Annotated in this window: 14 protein-coding genes; 12 read left to right on the top strand and 2 right to left on the bottom strand. The window is 60.8% G+C overall.

All coding sequences use genetic code 11. The annotated features are described in order from the left end of the window. From EAY64_RS14140 to EAY64_RS14130, 3 genes are all read left to right on the top strand, one after another. The coding region (locus EAY64_RS14140) for a hemagglutinin repeat-containing protein (RefSeq protein ID WP_147456233.1) at positions 1-6,324 on the top strand (6,324 nt) is incomplete at its 5' end. Between the two features lie 38 nt (positions 6,325-6,362). Continuing rightward, positions 6,363-8,111 carry a tetratricopeptide repeat protein gene (locus EAY64_RS14135; protein ID WP_103525391.1) on the top strand — a complete coding sequence of 583 codons (1,749 nt, stop codon included), beginning with the start codon at positions 6,363-6,365 and terminating at the stop codon, positions 8,109-8,111. Further along, positions 8,108-8,758 (top strand): LbetaH domain-containing protein, encoded by a 651-nt coding sequence (locus EAY64_RS14130; protein WP_103525390.1) that lies wholly within the window; start codon positions 8,108-8,110, stop codon positions 8,756-8,758. Before EAY64_RS14135 ends, EAY64_RS14130 begins: the two co-directional genes overlap by 4 nt. 47 nt (positions 8,759-8,805) lie before the next feature. On the opposite strand, the gene EAY64_RS14125 is transcribed toward EAY64_RS14130, so the two are convergent. Together EAY64_RS14125 and EAY64_RS14120 are read right to left on the bottom strand one after the other, a co-directional pair. After that, the gene (locus EAY64_RS14125) at positions 8,806-9,810 is read right to left on the bottom strand and encodes a chorismate transformation FkbO/Hyg5 family protein (protein ID WP_226034246.1); all 1,005 of its coding nucleotides are present in this window, start codon (positions 9,808-9,810) and stop codon (positions 8,806-8,808) included. A 78-nt stretch (positions 9,811-9,888) separates the two neighbouring features. Further along, entirely contained in the window at positions 9,889-10,572 is a 684-nt protein-coding gene (locus EAY64_RS14120) for a phosphatase PAP2 family protein (protein ID WP_226034247.1), read from the bottom strand. Positions 10,573-10,812: 240 nt separating this feature from the next. Between EAY64_RS14120 and EAY64_RS14115 the strand changes: the two genes are divergently transcribed. Genes EAY64_RS14115 through EAY64_RS14075 form a run of 9 tightly spaced genes read left to right on the top strand, consistent with a single transcriptional unit; the run spans position 10,813 to position 18,756 of the window. After that, a complete protein-coding gene (locus EAY64_RS14115) occupies positions 10,813-11,103 on the top strand; it encodes a phosphopantetheine-binding protein (protein WP_103525389.1) in 291 nt (96 codons plus the stop codon). Further along, positions 11,100-11,756, top strand: a complete 657-nt coding sequence (locus EAY64_RS14110) for a COG4648 family protein (protein ID WP_103525388.1) — start codon at positions 11,100-11,102, stop codon at positions 11,754-11,756. Before EAY64_RS14115 ends, EAY64_RS14110 begins: the two co-directional genes overlap by 4 nt. 33 nt (positions 11,757-11,789) lie before the next feature. Next, positions 11,790-13,136 (top strand): AMP-binding protein, encoded by a 1,347-nt coding sequence (locus EAY64_RS14105; protein WP_103525387.1) that lies wholly within the window; start codon positions 11,790-11,792, stop codon positions 13,134-13,136. 2 nt (positions 13,137-13,138) lie between these two features. Continuing rightward, a complete protein-coding gene (locus EAY64_RS14100) occupies positions 13,139-13,438 on the top strand; it encodes an ApeI family dehydratase (protein WP_103525386.1) in 300 nt (99 codons plus the stop codon). Continuing rightward, positions 13,435-14,358 (top strand): lysophospholipid acyltransferase family protein, encoded by a 924-nt coding sequence (locus tag EAY64_RS14095; protein ID WP_103525385.1) that lies wholly within the window; start codon positions 13,435-13,437, stop codon positions 14,356-14,358. Before EAY64_RS14100 ends, EAY64_RS14095 begins: the two co-directional genes overlap by 4 nt. 7 nt (positions 14,359-14,365) lie before the next feature. Next, positions 14,366-14,953 carry a LolA-related protein gene (locus EAY64_RS14090; protein WP_103525384.1) on the top strand — a complete coding sequence of 196 codons (588 nt, stop codon included), beginning with the start codon at positions 14,366-14,368 and terminating at the stop codon, positions 14,951-14,953. Beyond that, entirely contained in the window at positions 14,953-17,292 is a 2,340-nt protein-coding gene (locus EAY64_RS14085; RefSeq protein WP_103525383.1) for an MMPL family transporter, read from the top strand. Before EAY64_RS14090 ends, EAY64_RS14085 begins: the two co-directional genes overlap by 1 nt. Further along, entirely contained in the window at positions 17,276-17,956 is a 681-nt protein-coding gene (locus EAY64_RS14080) for an alpha/beta hydrolase (RefSeq protein WP_103525382.1), read from the top strand. Before EAY64_RS14085 ends, EAY64_RS14080 begins: the two co-directional genes overlap by 17 nt. Beyond that, entirely contained in the window at positions 17,956-18,756 is an 801-nt protein-coding gene (locus tag EAY64_RS14075; RefSeq protein WP_226034248.1) for a polysaccharide deacetylase family protein, read from the top strand. Before EAY64_RS14080 ends, EAY64_RS14075 begins: the two co-directional genes overlap by 1 nt. The last annotated feature ends 12 nt before the right edge of the window (positions 18,757-18,768 follow it).

Genomic DNA, 18,768 nt, shown 5'->3' with positions numbered 1-18,768 from the left:
AATCTGACTGCGGGCAGTGCGGATATCAGCGGCAAACTGCTGGCTACGGGTGATCTGGGCCTGACACTGGGCGGCACGCTATCCAATGACAGCAATGCCAGCATTCAGTCTGGCGGCACTTTGACGGCCAGCGGTATTACCACGCTGACCAATAGCAGCGGAGCCTTGCTGGCTGGTGACAAGCTGAATGTGAGCGCGGGGACACTGAATAACAGCGGCAATATTCAGGCCGGCACGTCGGCAACCAGCAGCCTGACTGTTAGCAATACCCTGAGCAACAACAGCGGTGCGCTGATCAATATGGCTAGCCAGACTGGTGGGGGTGGCACGGTGAGTGCGGGCACCATCAGCAATAGCGGCGCCTTGCAATCGGCAGGTAATTTAAGCCTGTCCCTGGGCAGTGGTGGGCTGAACAATAGCAATACCATTGTGGCTGATCAGACCCTGGCGATCAGTGGCCAGGGCGGTAGCCGCCGCGCGATCACCAATAATGGCACCATTCAGGGAAATACCCTGAATGTGACCGCCGATAGCCTGAGCATAGGCAGTGGCAAGTCAGTCCAGTCGCAAGGGGATATGACGCTAGACCTGAACTCGCTGAGTTTTGCCAGTAGCTCGGCGCACATCATTGCTGCGCGTGGTGGTAGTGGCACCGGTACCCTGACCCTGCATTCGGCACTGACTGACAATGCCGGTATTTACTCGCTGGACAATCTGGTACTGAATGCCCCCGGGGTAACGGTGAGCAGCACGGGTGGCATTTCTGCGCTGGGTAATCTGACACTGAATAGCGCTGGTGACATCAGCAACAGTGGTGCACTGTTTGCCGGTAACAATCTGGCAGCCACTGCCAGCGGCTATACCATTACCAACGTTGGCAGCGAAAGCAGCGGGGCAGTGGGCACCATGAATGCAGGAGGCAATCTTGCGCTGACTGCCAGCACCATTACCAATAACAGCACCATCAATGCCAGTGGTGACATCACCCTGACGGCGGCGACCATCAATAATGTCGTGCCAGGTGGTGACAAGCGTGTCTGGGGTGCGGCTTCCAATGATTCCGGCACGGTAGAGACCGGACATGATGATTGCTCTGATTGCGATGGGGCAAACCGTACCCAAACCTGGTATTACCAGCGTACCTGGACGCAGACGCAATACTATGATGCCGCCTATCCGGTGATCGGCGGTCAGGCCACGCCACCCAAGCCACAGATCATCGCCGGTGGAACGCTGACACTGCAGAACTTCAATACCGCCTACAATCTGGCCGGTGTCATTTCGGGCTCGACGGTCAATCTGCAAGGTAATAACGGCTCCACTTTTACCAATGATGATTATTCACTGCAGCAGAAAAATTATCAGCAGACCTGGGAGCATTACATTGACTATATCGCGCAGGGGCCGGCGACCTATACCGACGATTCGGATCATAACGATTCCGGGCCTGTCGTACACAGCACCACGTCGACATACAGCCCGGGTGCAGGTATCCGTGCCAGCCAGTTGAACGGCAATAATTTCAACCTGGTCAACCTGGGTTCGCCATGGTCTGCGGCGACGGGAGCAAACCCGGGGCAAAGCGGCAGCAATGCCACTCAGGCAGGCACGGCCGGTGGTGCCAGCGGTAGTACCGCCACCAATGCCAGCACGACCAGCGCTACCAGCGGCAGTTCTGCCACTAACGCCAGCACCAGCAGTGCGGCTAGCGGTGCAAGCAGCATCAGCTTTGGTGGCATTCACATTACCCTGCCGACCAATCCCAATGGCTACTTTGTTCCCAATACCCAGCCAGGTGCGCATTACCTGATTGAAACCAATCCCTTGATGGGCAATCTGAATGCCGGTTTCGACGGCTCCAACTACATGTTGACTCAGTTGGGCTTCAATCCCGACACGACCCAGACCCGACTGGGCGATGCCAATTACGAGGCCTATCTGATTCAGCAGCAACTGATTGCCCAGACCGGCAGCAACTTGCTCAAGGGCTATCAGAATCAGACTGCAGAGTTGCAAACCCTGATGCAAAACGGTGTGGCCTCCAGCAAGTCGCTGGGGTTGACGCTGGGGCAGGCACCGACTGCACAACAGCTGGCTGGTCTGACGCAGGACATGGTGTGGATGGTTAGCACCACGGTGAATGGCCAGAGCGTGCTGGTGCCGCAGGTATTCCTGGCACCGGCCACCATCGCGGGTATCCAGAGCGGGGCAGTCATCGCCGGCAACGATGTCAATCTGAAGGTGAGCAGCCTGAGCAATACCGGTGGCAGCATCAGTGGCAGTCAAAGCTTGAATATCACCAGCAAGGGTGACATCACCAATACTTCGGGTTCGATCAGCGGTGGTGATGTAAGCCTGAACTCCACCGGCGGCAACATTGTCAACCAGACCCTGACCCAGGGCAGCGGTGGTAGCCAGCTATACGCGACCAGTATTGGCAAGCAGGCCGGTATCAGCTCGACCGGCGACCTGAGCCTGACTGCAGCCAAGGACATCAGCAACCTGGGCGCCAATGTGGCTGCCGGTGGCAATGCTAGCCTGAGCGCTGGAGGTAGTGTCACTTTCGACACGGTACAAAACACCAATACCAACACCACCCACAGCTCGGAAAGCGGTTTCCTGAGCTCCAGCCGCACAACGACGACCACCACCACCACCCAGCAGATCACGTCGGGTCTGAGCAGCGGCGGTAACCTGAGTGTCAGCGCTGGTAAGGATATTACACTGGCAGGCACCAACACGAATGTGGGCGGAGACGCCAATCTGGATGCTGCCGGCAATGTGAATCTGCTGGCACGGGCCAACTCGACCACTACGCATAGCGAAAGCTCCGGCTCGGGTATCGGTGTAGGTGGCGGTCTGTATGGCAGTACCTCTACCGTGACGGACGCCCAGTCCAATCGCAATGTCGGCAGTACCTTGAATGTGGGCGGCAATGCCACGGTCAGTGCAGGGAAAGATGTGACCCTGCAGGGCTCTGCCATGAAGGTGAATGGCGACGCCACGCTTAACGCCACCAATGTGAATGTGCTGGCCGGGCTGGACTCTGATACCAGCCATACCACCACCAAAACCACGACCTTCCTGAGCACCAGCTCTGCCGGTTCATCCGGTGCTTCTGCTAGTTCTGGTTCGTCTGCGTCTTCCGGTGGCGGTCAGGCCAGTGCCGATGCCAGCGCCCAGGCTGGGGCGCAGGCGCAGGGCTCGGCTGGCCTGGTATTGTCATCGACTTCGACGACAACCACGGACACCTTGAATACCCGCCATGTCGCTTCCACCCTGGATGTGGGGGGGAATCTGACGGTCAATGCCAGCAAGGACGTCACGCTCAAGGGATCGCAGGTTTCCGCTGGCGGTGATGCCACCATCAATGCCCAGAACGTCAACGTACTGGCAGTGGCGGATGTCTCCACCACCAATACCCACACCTCTACCACTTCTGTTGGTTTCATGGCCAGCAGCGACAACCAGGCTAGTGCTAGTGCCGGGGCCAATGCCTCTGCCAATTCCGGTGGAGCCGGTGCTTCCGGCCAGGCCGGCAAGGGGCAGCTGGGGGGCAGCGTGGGGGCGGATGCCAGCAAGCTGAATGCCCAGGCGTCGGCCAATGCTCAGGCCAGCGCTTCTTCCAATAATGACCTGACGCTGATGAGCACGACCACCAGCAATACCAATACGCTGGATATCACCCATCAGGGCTCAGGTATCAGCAGTGGCGGCAATCTCAATATCAATGCCAGCAACAAGCTGACGACCCAGGGCTCTTCGCTGGGGGCTGGTAATGATCTGAATCTCAAGGCCAAAGACATGTCGTTTGAGGCCGTGAATGATGTGCACCAGGTCAGCAGCAGCAGCAATACCACCTCGGTGGGCTTGTACGCCAATGCCAATGCCAGTGCCAGCGCCAATGCGGATGCCAATGCCAATGGCGCCAATATGTCGGGCAGCGCCAGTGGCTCGGCCCAGGCCTCGGCTGATGCTGGCGTGGGGGTGAAGGTCAACAACACCCAGCAAAGCTCGATTGATCGCTCCACGACCGCAGTGACCTCATCGCTGTCGGCAGGTGGCAATATCAATCGTAATGCCAGCAACAGCATTAACGATGTAGGTACCCAGATCACTGCCGGTGGCGACTTGAACCAGTCGGCCAACACCATTACCAGTCAGGCCGCACGGAATACCACCTATTCCAGCTCCAGCACGACTAGCAATACCGCGACGGTTGGCTTGTTTGCCAGTGCTTCGGCCAGCGCCTCGGCATCGGGTAATGCCAATGGCGGGCTTGGTACGAAGGGCTTGACCGGGGCAACCAGCAGCGACAGCGATGCATCGGCCGGCGCGGGGGTTGGTATTCGGGCCAGCTATCAGTATCAGCAGGATGGCAGCACCTCCAGCAGCAGCAATGCCGTGGTATCCAATATCACGGTGGGGGGCAAGGTCAACAGCAGCTCCAAGGGTGCCACTACGCTGGAGGGAAGTAATATCAATGCCGGTGGTGACGTGAATCTTGCGGCCGGCTCGCTCAATTACAAAGCGGCCGCCAATACCACCAGCGACAGTTCCACCAGCACCAGTGGCAAGGCACAGGTACAGGTTGCACTGGAAGGTACCGGTACCGGAGCCAATGGTTCGTATGATGGCTCCAAGTCCAGTGCCAGCTCCAGCACCGCGGTGGTGGGGAATATCAGTTCCGGAGGCAAACTCAACATCAGCACCAGCGGAGATACTCGCCTGGAAGGCACAACGCTGAGCTCGGCTGACAGCACCACAATCAAGGCGGGTGGCAATGTCACTGTTGATGCTGCCAAGAACACCAGCAGTTCCAGCAGCAGTGATGCCAATGCATCGCTATCGATTACTGCAGACAAGGGCAGCAAGGGATTCGAGGCTGGTGGCGGATATAGCCAGTCGACCGATAGCAGCAGCACGGCAGTCGTGGGCAGTATCAATGCAGGCACGGGGCTGAATATCACTTCCGGTAAGAACACTACCCTGGTAGGAAGCAATCTGAGCAGTGGCGGTGACGCCAGCATCAGCGCGGGTGGCAACCTCAATCTTCAAGCAGCCCATAGCACGGATAACAGCCAGTCCTTCGGTGTGGATGCCTCTGTCGGAGCCAGTAAGGAAAAATCATCCGAAGGCGGTAACAACAAAACCAGCAAGAGTGGTGAATTCGCGGTCAGTGGCAATTATTCCCAGTCCAGCAGTGATACCGCCCAGGCCGGCAGCATCAGCTCTGGCGGCAACCTGAAGTTGTCATCGGGTGGCAACACCACGCTGGAGGGGACTTCGGTCGCCGCTACCGGACAGGCCAGCGTCGTTGCTGGTGGCAATGTGGATGTCAAGGCCGCCGTCAGCACAGCCAGCAGTGTCGGATTTGATGCATCGATTGGCGGTAGTGTCAGCAAGGAAACCAGCAAGCCGGCAGCTGGCAGCGGCAGTACGGCAGCGAGCAAGCCTGATGCTGCCGCATCGACCGCCAAGTCAGACGCCAAGTCAGGCGCCAAGCCAGGTGATACTGCCGCACCGGAAGCGGCCAAGGGCGAAGAAAACAAGACCGAGACGAAGGCCAATGCCGCGGATAACGGTTTCAGCCTGAATGGTGGCACCAGCAGCTCTGCCCAGGTGGCCAGCCTGCAAGGTGGACGCGGTCTGAGTATCAGCGCCGGTGGAAATGCTTCTTTGGCAGGGACTCAGCTGCAAAGCGGTGGTGATGTCGGCATCCAGGCCGGTGGTAATGTCACCCTGGGAACGGCCAATAGCAGCTCCATCAGCGGTGGTATCGGCGGCGCAGCAGGCAATGGCTCGGCCATGATCAATCAGGCTCAGATCAGTGGTGGGGAAAGCAAGCAGACGGTCAATATCCAGAATGCCGGCAATCTGACGGTCAATGCCGGTGGGGCGGTCAGCCTGCAGGGAACCCAGGCCCAGTCTGATGGCTCGGTGGTGGTGCAGGGGGCGGCTGGTGTGAAATCACAGACAGTGGTGTCCGGTAGCGCCAATGCAGGCTTGACCAATGTCGGTGCTTCCGTCCAGGTGCAAAATGTTCAGCTGCAAGGTGCGGGCAGGACGCTGGTACAGACGGGCGCCAACGGCAGCTTCAGTGCCAGCGTGACGGTACCCGCCAATTTGCCGGCAGGTAGCAAGGTGCAGGCCAGTACCGCAGATGGCAAGCCGCTACCATCCTGGCTCAGTGTTGACCCGGCGAGCGGCAAGATCAGCGGAACGCCGCCCGCTGATTTCAGTGGCACGCTGCAGGTGAATATCAGCGTGCCGCAGCCGGATGGCAGTAGTAAGCAGGTTCCGTTGACCTTCTCGGCACCCTGATATTCAATCGGCACTATGAGTCAGTTTGGAGAATGCCGATGAATGGCGAAGACCTGCAGCATCTGCTCCACGTGCAGCATGATGCTGTTCACCTGCATCAGGCCGTATTGCATGGCCTGTTGCAGTGTGCTTGGGGGCGGCAACCCTTGTTATTACCGGCAGACCAGCAGGCCATGCTGGCTGGTCTGCTGGTCCGCTGGGTCGCCCAGGCCACAGTGGATAGCGAGGAGCAGGCTGTTGCGCTGTTACAGGCGCGCAGTGGTTTGCGACGTCTGGCCGAGGCAAGCGGACTGGATTTGGCCAGCCTGCTATCGCAGGCATTACTGCCTATGCCTGGCTGCGACCTGGCATCCCTGACACAAAACAGTCGTTACAAGCTGGCTTTGCTGGCGGATGCAGCGCTGCTCTCACCCGCAGCGTTACTGGAGTGGGGCCGGCAGGAGCCGGTACTGGCCATGCTGTTTGTCATCCAGGCGCTGGATGTGCAGACCATAGAGCGGTCGGCATGGGCGGCCGTGAACCGGCTGATCGAGGCCCTGCCGGACTTGCCCTTGGCTGACTTGCCACTCAGTGTGCTGAATCCGCTGCAGCAAGCCTGCTTCCGCCTGAGCTATCTGGACAGCCCGCAACGCTACCTGGCCAAGCAAAAACTGGTGGAACAGAGCCGGCATGTGCTTGCGCTGCATGATCGCTTGTGGACGCAGTGCCCAGTGCCACCGCCGCGCCCACGTCCTTTGTTGCTGGTCGTGGGCGAGGGTTTGCGTGATGGGCATGCCTTGTTCCGCTTTTTTGCTGAACCGATACGAGATCTGCGTAAACATTTTCATGTGGTCTTGCTGAGCGACCATTCGGTCAATGCCGGAACCGCGTCGGAACTGGCGGACGAAATCATCTACTTCGCCAGTAGTGACGACCCGGTGCAGGCTTGGTGCAGGCAAATTGGCGATTTGGCACCCGACATTATTTTCTATCCCGGTATCGGCATGTCTTTTGCCACTTTTACCCTGTCGCAACAGCGACTGGCCCCCCTGCAAGTCGCTTCCATCGGTTGTCCGTCCTCCAGTTGCAGTCCGGTGATTGATGCTACCTTGCTGTTCGAGGGCTTGCAGGCTCCGGCGGGACTACCCCTGGCCATCCGTTATGACCGCCATCGCTTGCGGCCAGCGCGGCCAGGAGCGGGCGCCGAGCAAGTCCAGGCATCACGTGCAGGACAAGCCTGTCCCTGCATCGGGATCAACGCCATGGCCATCAAGCTGAATGATGATTTCCTCAGTACGGTGGAAACAATCTTGCAGCGTTATCAGCAGCCTTGCCGGCTGCGTTTCATGCCGAATGTGGATGGGGTGGAGCTGCAGTCGCTGATGCGGAGGCTGTTATCCCGGTTCCCCGGAGCCGAGGTGCTGCCCTCCATGGGGCACCAGCAATACATGAACGAACTGGCGCAGTGTGACCTGGTCTTGCAAAGCTTCCCGTACGGCGGGGCCAATACCACGACGGATGCGCTTGACTTGCACATACCCGTGGTGGCATTGGGCAGCCCGTGGTTGTCTGGTCAGACCGACTGGCTGTTGCTGCATGACCGTGGAGTATCCGGCCTGTGTACATGGTCGCGCGAGGAGTACATCGAGCTGGCGATGAAATTATTGCAAGACGGCAAATTTGCTAGCGAGGTTCGCCAGCAGTTGCAACAGGCGCAGCAGCCTGATGCACGGAGTTTGCAGGGTGATGTTTCGGCGAGTGATGCCCTGTGGGCCTTCTGGCAGCAGCATGCCGGGGAGTCGGTGTGAACAGCTCAGTGAAAATCGCGCTGATCGGTAGCGGCGCACTGGCGCTGGAATTGCTGGAAATGTTTGGTCGAGAGCGCTTTGTCGCCGCGTATTGCGATCCGCAATTTGTTGCGGCGGCGCGTATTGATCTGCCGCTTCATACCAGTTTGTCAGCATTGGCCCAGGTGGCTACCCACTATGTACTGGCTTTGGCCGATGCAGCAGACCGAACCCGGCTGGAGCAGGCACTGCAGTCCGCCGGCATGCAGCCGGCGCCAGCCCTGATTTTGCCTAGCGCGGTATTGTCACCATCCGCCACTATCGGGGCGGGCAGTGTCATTGGCCATGGTGTGCAGATAGGTTCACGTTGTCGTGTGGGCCAGCACAACTTTGTCATGCACCATACAGTGATGGGCCATGATTCGTGTACCGGAGACCATGTCGTGCTCTGCCCCGGGGTTTTCGTGTCTGGCTACGTCACTCTGGAAAATGCCGTCACAGTGCAAGCCAATGCGGCGCTGGCCAAGGGGATCACCATCGGCGAGGCTGCCCTGATTGCCCAGGGGGCCTCCTGTTTTCGTTCTGTTCCTGCGGGTATGCAGGCTATTGGCAATCCGGCCCGGATCATTCCCCCTGCCTCACAGGCTCCCATCTGGGAGATCAGCTAGTCTCTTACTGTTCCTGCTGGCCGTGCCTGCGCTGATCCGGTGCTTGGCTAGCGGGCGGCGAAAGCCTGGGCTTCTATCTCTACCAGCAAGTCGGCGCGGCAGATGTCGGCCAGCACGAATACCACGCGCATGGCGGGGCCGATCAGTTGCGCCAGTGTCTGTTGCACGGCCGGGTAGTCTGCGGCGTGACGGATGTAAACGCGATAATCCAGTGCTGCCAGCGTATAGGGCTGACCCTGCTGCTGGTGATTGGCCTGTTCCAGCAGCAGCGCGATATTGGCAATGGTCTCGCGGGTCTGGGCCAGGACATCATCCGGGTGCACCGTGCGATGGCCGACAATGCTGGCCGTGCCGGAAATGAACAGGATGCTGCGGTCGCCATTATTAGCCAGTGCCGCGCGGCTGAAGGTGGGGCTGCGGGGGCCATATTGCTGCGGGTAGGCAAAGGCGCTGACCTGGCGCGGGTTTTCGATGGCTTGTGTTGCTTGCCGTGCCGCCAGAAAGGCAATGACCAAGGGGCCTTCGGCCACGCCAAGGGCGCAGGCGGCCGGGCTGCTGTCCACCGGGCGGTCAAAGTCGGCAAAGGCCTGGTGGCGGCCGATATTGAATTGCCGGTAGCGTTCCATGCCCTGTTCCACGGCATTGATGCGTGGAATATAGTTCCACACCCGCCACAGGTGGCGACAGCCCTCGGCCTCCAGCAAGGAGAATAACTGCCGGTAAGCCTGTTCCGCCGCATGCTGCAGGGCGCTGCCGCTATTGTCCGCGAATAGCGCTTCATCCAGGCTGATCACCCCGTATAGCAAGTGGCCATCGCTGCCAAAGCAGACATCGTGAAACTGCCCGTGGCGCACGGGCTGATTGCTATGCCAGTATTCCTGCAGCGCTTGGGCAGGGTCGGCCAGCAGAGGCGTCAATACCTGCAGCACCGGCCAGGGCTGGGTGCTGCTGCCACCCTGGCCAAGCAGGCTGCCACCCAGCACATGGTCGGCAGCTGGCGGCGGGGAGGACGAGTCGGAAGAGTAAAACTGCAGATGGGTGTCTGGGCTCATGGTGCAAGCTTATCGTGCTAACTGCGGAATGATGGAAGTGTTTAAGAGGGCTGCCTAGCCGGTGCGACCACACCACGGCTACGGCTGATCGGTCTGCCAGTGGCGGCTGGCATGTGCTTGCAGCCCGCAGGCCCAGGCCGAAGCCAGGCCCAGCAGGGTGCCGCCCAGTACGTCGAGTGCCACATGCTGCTTGACCGCCATGGTGGAGTAGGCAATGGCCAGGCACCAGCCAAGGTTGAACCATCGCCAGGCGGAATGCCATTGCAGCAGACGCAGTCGCCAGTGCAGCCACACGGCAGAGAACACGGCGGTGGCAACATGCAGCGAGGGAAAGGCATTGCCGGCGGTGTCGACGTTTTTCAGGAAAGCCACGGCCGGGTAGCGCGTCCAGTCGATGGCCGGTGGGGCGATGGCATTGGGCCAGCAGTAAAAAACCGCCAAGCCCAGCAGGCAGGGCAGTGCCACACGCCAGCCATAGGCCACGATTTCCCGCCGCGAATTCATCAATACCGGCGGCAGCGAAACATAGCACCACAGTGATAGATAGATCGGCAAGGCCCAGGGCTGAAAACCGAGCAGTGCATCGAGTCTGGTTGCCGGAACAATGGTCACCGACGAGGCCGGATGCCTCAGCAGATAAACGTAGGCGACAAAAAAAACCAGGGTAAAACCCATGGTGCCGAACATCTTGAACCAGAAACGGGTCAGCACCGTATTCAGAATGCCGGCTTTGCTGCGGCTGTTTGTCGCGGCCTCGTTCAAAACACCTCCTTGATATCGCTGGGATTAGCTGCTTTTGTCGTGTGGCAAGCAGGCAGGCATATTGTTATACTCGCGCTTCATTATTTTTGCCGCTGGTAATGCCTGTTGCGCCCCTGTGAAAGTGCGGCGCCAATCAACATCTCGCGTGTGCTGCTTAATTTGAGCGGCGATGATACCGAAACTGTGTGACATTGGCGATTACCGGCAATTTCCTCAAACCTGACACTATTATTGCAAATCATGGAACAACAACCCTCCGCACATAACGAGCCGGATCTGGCGCTGGAAAGCGAAATCGCCGGCTTGATTGTTTCCGCGCTGAATCTTGACATTGCCCCGGCCGATATTGTTCCGGACGCGCCTTTGTATGGCGATGAATTGGGTATTGATTCGATCGACATCCTGGAAATAGCGCTGGTCATGTCGAAGCAATATGGCGTACAGATGAAGGCGGATAACGAAGATAATTCCACCATTTTTGCCTCGCTGCGCAAATTGGCGGCTTATATTCGCGAGCATCGCAGCAAATGACCGGGCTGTGGCGCAAACTGCGCCTGGTTTTGCTGGCTGTCGTCGCACTGGTGTATGTGGTACTGGATTATCTGGCTTCTTCTTCGCCCCATCCGCCAGCCTATGCCGTGGTGTTGGGCGCGGCCCCGCTGACCATGGCCTTGCTGGGCGCCAGCTGGAATTCCTCCTTTCGTTTGCCTGCCATGCTGCTGTGTCTGGGCGGCCTGCTGGCAATTGCACTGAATCTGCAGCAGTTGCTGGCCCATGCCGCCTGGTTCTACCTGTTGCAGCATGCGGGAATCATGACTGCGCTGGGCATCATGTTTGGCCGCACGCTGGGTTCGCATGAGTCCGCCCTGTGCTCGCGCATTGCCAAAATCGCCATTGCCGTGCCGCTGGATGCGGGCTACTTCCATTACACCTGGAAGGTAACCCTGGCCTGGACCATCTATTTCGCGGTATCGACGCTGTTGTCGCTGTCCTTGTTCGCACTGGCTCCACAGGCCTACTGGGCGCTGTTTGCCGCCGTGCTGACGCCGGTGTCGCTGGGGCTGATGTTTGGTGGCGAGTATCTGGTGCGTCAGCTGGTATTGCCGGATGGTCCGCCCTTCAGCATTGCCCAGACCATCCAGTCCTACCGAAAATACACGCAGTGCCGCAATGCCGCTGACTAAAGCCACGTTGCCGCAGTCCATACTGATCTGCCCATGACCCTGATACCACTTCTTCCCGCTAGCGATAGCAGCGCCCCGTTTGCCTTCCACAATGGCGTCAGCATCGATCGGGCTGCCTTTTACCGTCAGGTGCTGACACTGGCCGCCGCGCTGCCCGAGCGCGAGCGGGTGCTGAATATGTGTACCGACCGCTACTGGTTTGCGGTGACACTGTTCGCCGCCATCGCCCGTGGCATGCTGACCGTGCTGCCCAACTCTGCCGCGCCAGAGCATATCGCTGCGGTGGCGGCGGTGCAGCCAGGCTTGTTGGTGCTGGGTGATCAAGCGCAGAGCCCGCTGGAAACCTTGCCGTATTTCCGGGTGGACACCTTGCCGGCTGACCCCGCCATGGATGCCACCGCCATGCCGCACATCCCCTTTGAGCAGCGCGTGGCCTGCATGTACACCTCTGGTTCCACCGGTGCGCCGATGCCGCACTTCAAGACCTTTGGCCGCTTGCAGCTGGCGATCCTGGCGGGTGCCGAGCGAGTCTGGGGCGTGGCTGGCGCGGCCTGCTCGGTGGTGGGGACGGTGCCGATCCGGCATATGTATGGCTTGGAATCCAGTGTATTGCTGCCCATTCTGGCTGGCGGACGGATGTCGACGCGTATTCCGTTTTTCCCTGCCGATATCGCCAGCGCACTGGCCGAGCTGCCTGCACCGCGCCTGTTGGTGATTACTCCGTTTCATCTGCGCAAATTGCTGGAGGCCGGCATTGTGCTGCCCGACATCGCCGTGGTGCTGTCGGCCACCGCGCCGCTATCGACCGAACTGGCGGCCCAAGCCCGCCGCCAGCTGGCTTGCCCGATACTGGAAATCTATGGCTCGACCGAGACCGGCCAGGTGGCGACCCGCCAGCCCGATCTGGAGAGCGACTGGCAGACCTTGCAAGGCATTACGCTGGAGCAGCGTGATGATGAGGTATGGGCGGTGGGGGAGGTCTATGAAACACCGCAGATGCTTAACGATACGGTCGAGCTGCATGACGCCCGCACCTTCCGCTTGCTGGACCGCAAGGCCAATATGATCAATGTGGCTGGCAAGCGCAGCTCGCTGTCCTTTCTCAATGCCGCGCTGACCGGTCTGCCCGGCGTGGTCGATGGTGTGTTCTGCCTGCCCGAACGCCAGGACGGGGAAGAGGTCGAACGGCTGGTGGCCTTTGTGGTGGCCCCGGCACTGGATCGCGCCACCATCCTGGCCGGTTTGCGGCTGCATGTGGATTCGGTCTTCCTGCCGCGCCACATCGTGTTTGTCGATGCGCTGCCGCGTGATGGCAATGGCAAGATACTGGCCCGCACGCTGCAGGCGCTGCTGGCACAACATCTTCCCGGACGGAGCTAGTCATGGACTACGCCATGCTCAGTATTCCCGCTGATCATCCGGCTTATGCCGGGCATTTTCCCGGTCGCCCCATCCTGCCTGGGGTGGTGTTGCTGGATCAGGCCCAAATGGTGATCGAACAAGCCTGCGGCGTGCTGCTCTGCGGCCTGGCGCTGGCCAAGTTCCATAGCCCGGTGACGCCGGGTGAAGCGCTGCACATCGCATACCGGCAAGACGCTGCCATGGTGGTGTTCACCATCTTGCATGGCGAACGCAAAGTGGCCGATGGCAAGTTCATCATCACGCCGGAGCCGCTGGCGTGAGCGATTCCGCCGCCACCCCATCGCCGGACAGTCCGCAGTGGATGCGGCAGCGCGAGCGTGGCAACCGCTTCTGGCTGCGCATCATGTCCACTTTGTCCTGCCTCTTGGGGCGGCGCAGTTCGCGGCTGGTGTTGTATGGCATTGCGTTTTATTTCATGCTGTTTGCCAGCAAGGCACGGCAGGCTTCGCGCAGCTACCTGCGGCGCAGCCTGGGGCGGCCACCGCGCTGGCGCGAGATTTACTACCATGTGCTGAGTTTCGCCAGCACCATCCACGACCGGGTGTATCTGCTGCGCGACCGTTTTGATGACTTCCAGATCGATCTGTCCGGGGTGGATGCACTGCATCATCACTGCGATAGCGGGCAGGGCGTGCTGTTGTTCGGCGCGCATCTGGGCAGTTTCGAGGTGTTGCGTGCCATGGCGCGCAGCCGGCCCGAGCTGCAGATGAGCATGGCGATGTATCCGGAAAACGCCCGGCAGATCAATCAGGCGCTGCAGGCCATCAACCCGGCTGCCGCACCAGACATCATTGCGCTGGGCACCATGGACGCCATGCTCAAGGTGCATCAGCGGCTGGAGGACGGCGCGCTGGTGGGCATTCTGGCTGACCGCGCCGCCGGCCCCGACCACTATCTCAGCCGCCAGCTACTGGGTGCGCCGGCCCGTTTCCCCAGTGGTCCTTTCCGCATGGCGGCGATGTTGCGCCATCCGGTGTATTTCATGGCCGGCATCTATCTGGGTGGCAACCGCTACCGTGTGCATTTCGAGCTGCTGGAGGATTTTTCCGGCGTGACGCGGCAACAGCGTGCAGCTGCGGGCGAGGCATTGCTGGACAAGTATGTTGCGGCGCTGGAGCGGCATTGCCGCGCCTACCCGTTCAACTGGTTCAATTTTTACGATTTTTGGGATGAAAGCTAGACAGACCATGCGTGTAACCATCATGAGCAAGACCCTGGGCGGACTGCTGTTGCTGTTGGCTGCCAGTTGCAGCCTGGCGGCGGATTGGTCGCTGGCAGATCTGATGCAGCAACTGGGCCAGAAAAAAGCCGGCACGGCCACCTTTGTGGAAAAGAAGTACATCGCCATGCTGAAGCAGCCGCTGGAGTCTTCGGGCGAGCTGGCCTTTACCGCGCCCGACCGCCTGGAAAAGCGCACGCTCAAGCCCAAGCCGGAAGCGGTGGTGCTGGAAGGCAACAAGCTGACGCTGGAGCGCAGCGATGGTCGCAAGATGAGCGTTAACCTGGCGGATCGCCCGGAAGTGTCGGCCTTTGTCGAAAGCGTGCGCGCCACGCTCTCTGGCGACCGCAGTGCGCTGGAGCGCTATTACAGCGCCGCGCTGTCTGGCGGCAGCGAGCAGTGGCAGCTCAACCTGACCCCGCTGCAGCCGCGCATGCAGAAGGTGATCAGCCAGATCCGCATTGCCGGTGGCCACGCCCAGGTGCGGACCATCGAATTCCTGCAGGCTGATGGTGACCGCTCGGAAATGACCATTACCAGTACCAGCACCAAATAATGAAGATTCGCCTCCATAAACTGGCGCTGGGCTTGTGGCTGGCGCTGATGCTGGGCTCGGTGCTGGTGATCAGCCAGACCCGTTTCGTGGCCGACCTGTCCGCCTTCATGCCCAAGCTGCCCAGCGCGCGCCAGCAAATGCTGATCGACCAGCTGCGCGATGGCGCCATCGCCCGCATCGTGCTGGTGGGTATCGAAGGCGCGGACGAGGCCGAACGCGGCCGGCTGTCCCGTTTGCTGGTAAGCAAGCTGGCACATAACCCGCGCTTTACCTCGGTACAGAACGGCGATGCCCAGACCCAGCAGCGCGATCAACGCTATTTCTTTGACAACCGCTACCTGCTCAGCCCCGCCGTCACCCCGCAGCGCTTTACCGCGCCCGGTTTGCACGAGGCCATTCAGGGCACGCTGGATGCGATGTCTGGCGATGCCGGGCTGATCGTCAAGAAAATCCTGCCCCGCGATCCCACGGGCGAAACCCTGCACATCCTCGATCAGTTCATTGGCGAAAGCCAGCCGGCCAGCAGCGACGACATCTGGGTGTCGCGTGATGGCAAGCGGGCGGTGTTGCTGCTGCAGCTGAGCGAATCCGGCCTGAATACCGACGCCCAGGCGGCTGCGCTGGAGGAAGTGAAGCAGACTTTTGCCAGCCTGCCCGGCCGCCATGCCGATAGCCGGCTGGTGATGAGCGGCACCAGTGTCATTTCGGTGGCCTCGCGCAACATCATCCAGAGCGAAGTGGAGCGGCTGGCCATCATGGGCAGCCTGCTGGTGGTGGCGCTGTTGCTGCTGGTGTATCGCTCGCTGCCGCTATTGCTGCTGGGGCTGATTCCGGTGGTGTCCGGGGCGCTGGTGGGGATTGCCAGCGTCAGCCTGGGCTTTGGTCATGTGCATGGCCTCACCCTGGGCTTTGGCACCACGCTGATCGGCGAGGCGGTGGACTACTCGATCTACCTGTTCATCCAGCGTGCCGGTGGCAAGAACCCTTCCCACTTCTGGCGCACCATGCGGCTGGGCGTGCTGACCTCGGCCACCGGATTTGCCGCCTTGATGTGCTCCAGTTTCCCCGGCCTGTCACAGCTGGGCCTGTACTCCATCAGCGGCCTGCTGACGGCGGCACTGGTTACCCGTTACATCCTGCCCGGTTTGATGCCGCAGCAGCTCAATCTGCGCGACTTGCAGCGTCCGGGCCTGCTGTTGCAAAAGATTCTGGATGGCCTGACCCGGCTGCGCTGGCTGATGGCCGTGGCCTTGCTGGCCGCGGTGGCGGTGCTGGTCTTGCATCAGCAGGATATCTGGAGCCGCCAGCTCAATGCGCTTAGCTCCACCTCGGCCGCACAAAACAAGCTGGATGCCGAACTGCGTGGTGATCTGGGTGGCAACGACATGCGCTATGTCGCCAGCTTCAGCGCACCGGATCAGCAGACTGCGCTGCAGCTGGCCGAACGCACCCGTGCGGTATTGCAGCAGCTAAGCCGGCAAAACATCATCGGCGGCTTCCATAGCCCGGACGAACTGTTGCCCAGCATCGCCACGCAGCGGGCACGGCAGGCCAGCCTGCCGGCGCCGGCCGAGGCCGAGCGACGCCTGCGCCTGGCCTTGCAGGGCATGCCGCTTGAGGCTGATCAGTTATCGGGTTTCCTGGCCGATCTCGAGCGTGCCCGCAGCCAGCCGCTATTGCAGCGGCAAAGCCTGCAGGGCAGTGCGGCCAGCGTATTGCTGGACTCCATGCTGATCCGCCGGGCGGATAGTTATCTGGTGCTGCTGCCGCTGAAGCCAGCCAGCGGTGAAACCATTGCCCTGGACAAGGTCCGGGCAGCGCTGGCGGCACAGCAGCTGGGCCAGGTGACGGTGATTGATCTCCTGGAAGAAACTACCGCCATTTTCGATAGCTACACCCACGAAGCGCTGTTGTTCTCTTCGCTGGGCAGCCTGGCCATCCTGTTGCTGCTGTGCGTGAGTTGTGGCTGGCGGCAGGCGGTGCGCGTCACCATTCCGCTGGGCTGTGCCGTGCTGTGCACGGTGGCCATTCTGGACGCTTGCGGCATCCAGCTGACCATACTGCATCTGGTAGGCCTGTTGCTGGTGGTGGCCATCGGCTCCAACTACGCATTGTTCTTTGCCAACAAGCAGCAACTGGGCAGTGATGCCGAGCAGCGGCAGGTTGAGATATCACTGGTGGTGGCCAATCTGGCTACGGTGACCAGCTTTGGCTTGCTGGGCAGCTCCAGCGTGCCGGTGTTGTCCTTTATTGGCAGCACGGTGGCGATTGGCGCACTGTTGGCGCTGGTGTTCGCCGCCATGATGGCCAGGATAGGTCCGCGTGCGCTGCCTCGCTGACGCCTACCACGCGGACCACCGCGCCGACACGCTGCTGGTGCTGTTGCCACCAGCCAAAGCCAGCCTGGAAGACATGCTGGCGCAGGGCATGGTGGCCGCAGTGCGCGAACTGGGACTGCCGCTGGACATCTTGCTGGCCGATGTAGGTTATCAACAGGTGATGGCAGGTACGGTAGCCAGCACGCTGCAGCAGGAAGTCATCCTGCCAGCGCGCCAGCAGGGCTATGCTGCCATCTGGCTGGCCGGGATTTCGCTGGGCGCCTTCAATGCCCTGCATTACGCTGCGGTGCATGGCGAGCAGCTGGCAGGCATCAAGCTGCTGGCACCCTATCCCGGCACGGCGGATATCCTGCAGGAAATCCGCGCGGCAGGTGGCCCGGAGGGCTGGGCGGCTGATCCGGATTGTTCCTTGCAGGATGAGCGCCGCTGGTGGCACTGGCTGGCTAAGCGGGGAGAGCGGGCTGGCTGCCCGCTATGGCTCAGCCTGGCCGCAGAGGATCGCTTTGCCGCCGGACAGGACATGCTGGCCACCCTGCTGCTGCCGGCACAGGTCCGCCGCACGGCAGGAGACCATAGCTGGCCGGTGTGGCGCGCGCAGTGGCAGCACTGGCTGCTGCACGGGCCTTTGTCCGGCAAGCCAGCCGCCACCATGGAGGACAGATGATGCTGACACGGCTTTCCCCGTTTCTGAAATTTTGCCTGGCCTTGCATGGTGTGGCCTTGCTGGCGCTGTGTGTCATGCCGCAGCACTGGTTGGTGTTATTGCTGCTGCTGGTGTTGCTGCACGGGCTTATTGCCCTGGCCGGCTTGTTGCCGCGCTGCAGCTTGCTGGGGCCCAATCTGAGCCGGCTGCCGACGTCCTCCATCCGCCGTGGCGAGGTAGCCATTACCATCGATGATGGTCCGGACCCGGCGGTGACGCCGGCGGTGCTGGACATCCTGCGCCAGTACGGGGTGAAGGCCACTTTCTTTTGTATTGGCGAACGGGCAGCGCAGTATCCCGCGCTGTGCCGTCAGGCCGCGCTGGATGGCCATGCGGTGGAGAACCACGGCCAGCGCCATCGCAAGCAGACATCGCTGTTTGGTGTGGCCGGATGGCGGCGCGAGGTGGGAGAGGGCCGGGCCACCTTGCAGGCCATTACTGGCCAGTCCACGCGGTTTTTCCGCCCGATTGCCGGCTTGCGCAATCCCTTGCTCGAGCCGGTGTTGCAGCGTGAGGGTTTGTTTCTTGCGAGCTGGACCCGGCGTGGCTATGATACGCGCGTCCACGATCCCGAGCTGGTCTACACCAGGCTCCTTCGCAATCTGGCGGCAGGCGATATACTGCTGCTGCACGATGGCAACGCCGCCCGCACTGCGGACGGCACGCCGCTGATTCTGGCCGTTCTGCCGCGTTTGCTGGAGGAACTGGCCAGACGCAAGCTGCAGGCGGTCACACTGCCTCAGGCATGCCAACCGGACTGACCGGTTGCTGCT

It is taken from the genome of Aquitalea palustris, from assembly GCF_003693445.1.
Lineage (GTDB): Bacteria > Pseudomonadota > Gammaproteobacteria > Burkholderiales > Chromobacteriaceae > Aquitalea > Aquitalea palustris.
Note: the sequence above shows the minus strand (reverse complement) of the source record. Positions and strands in the feature narration are given on the sequence as shown.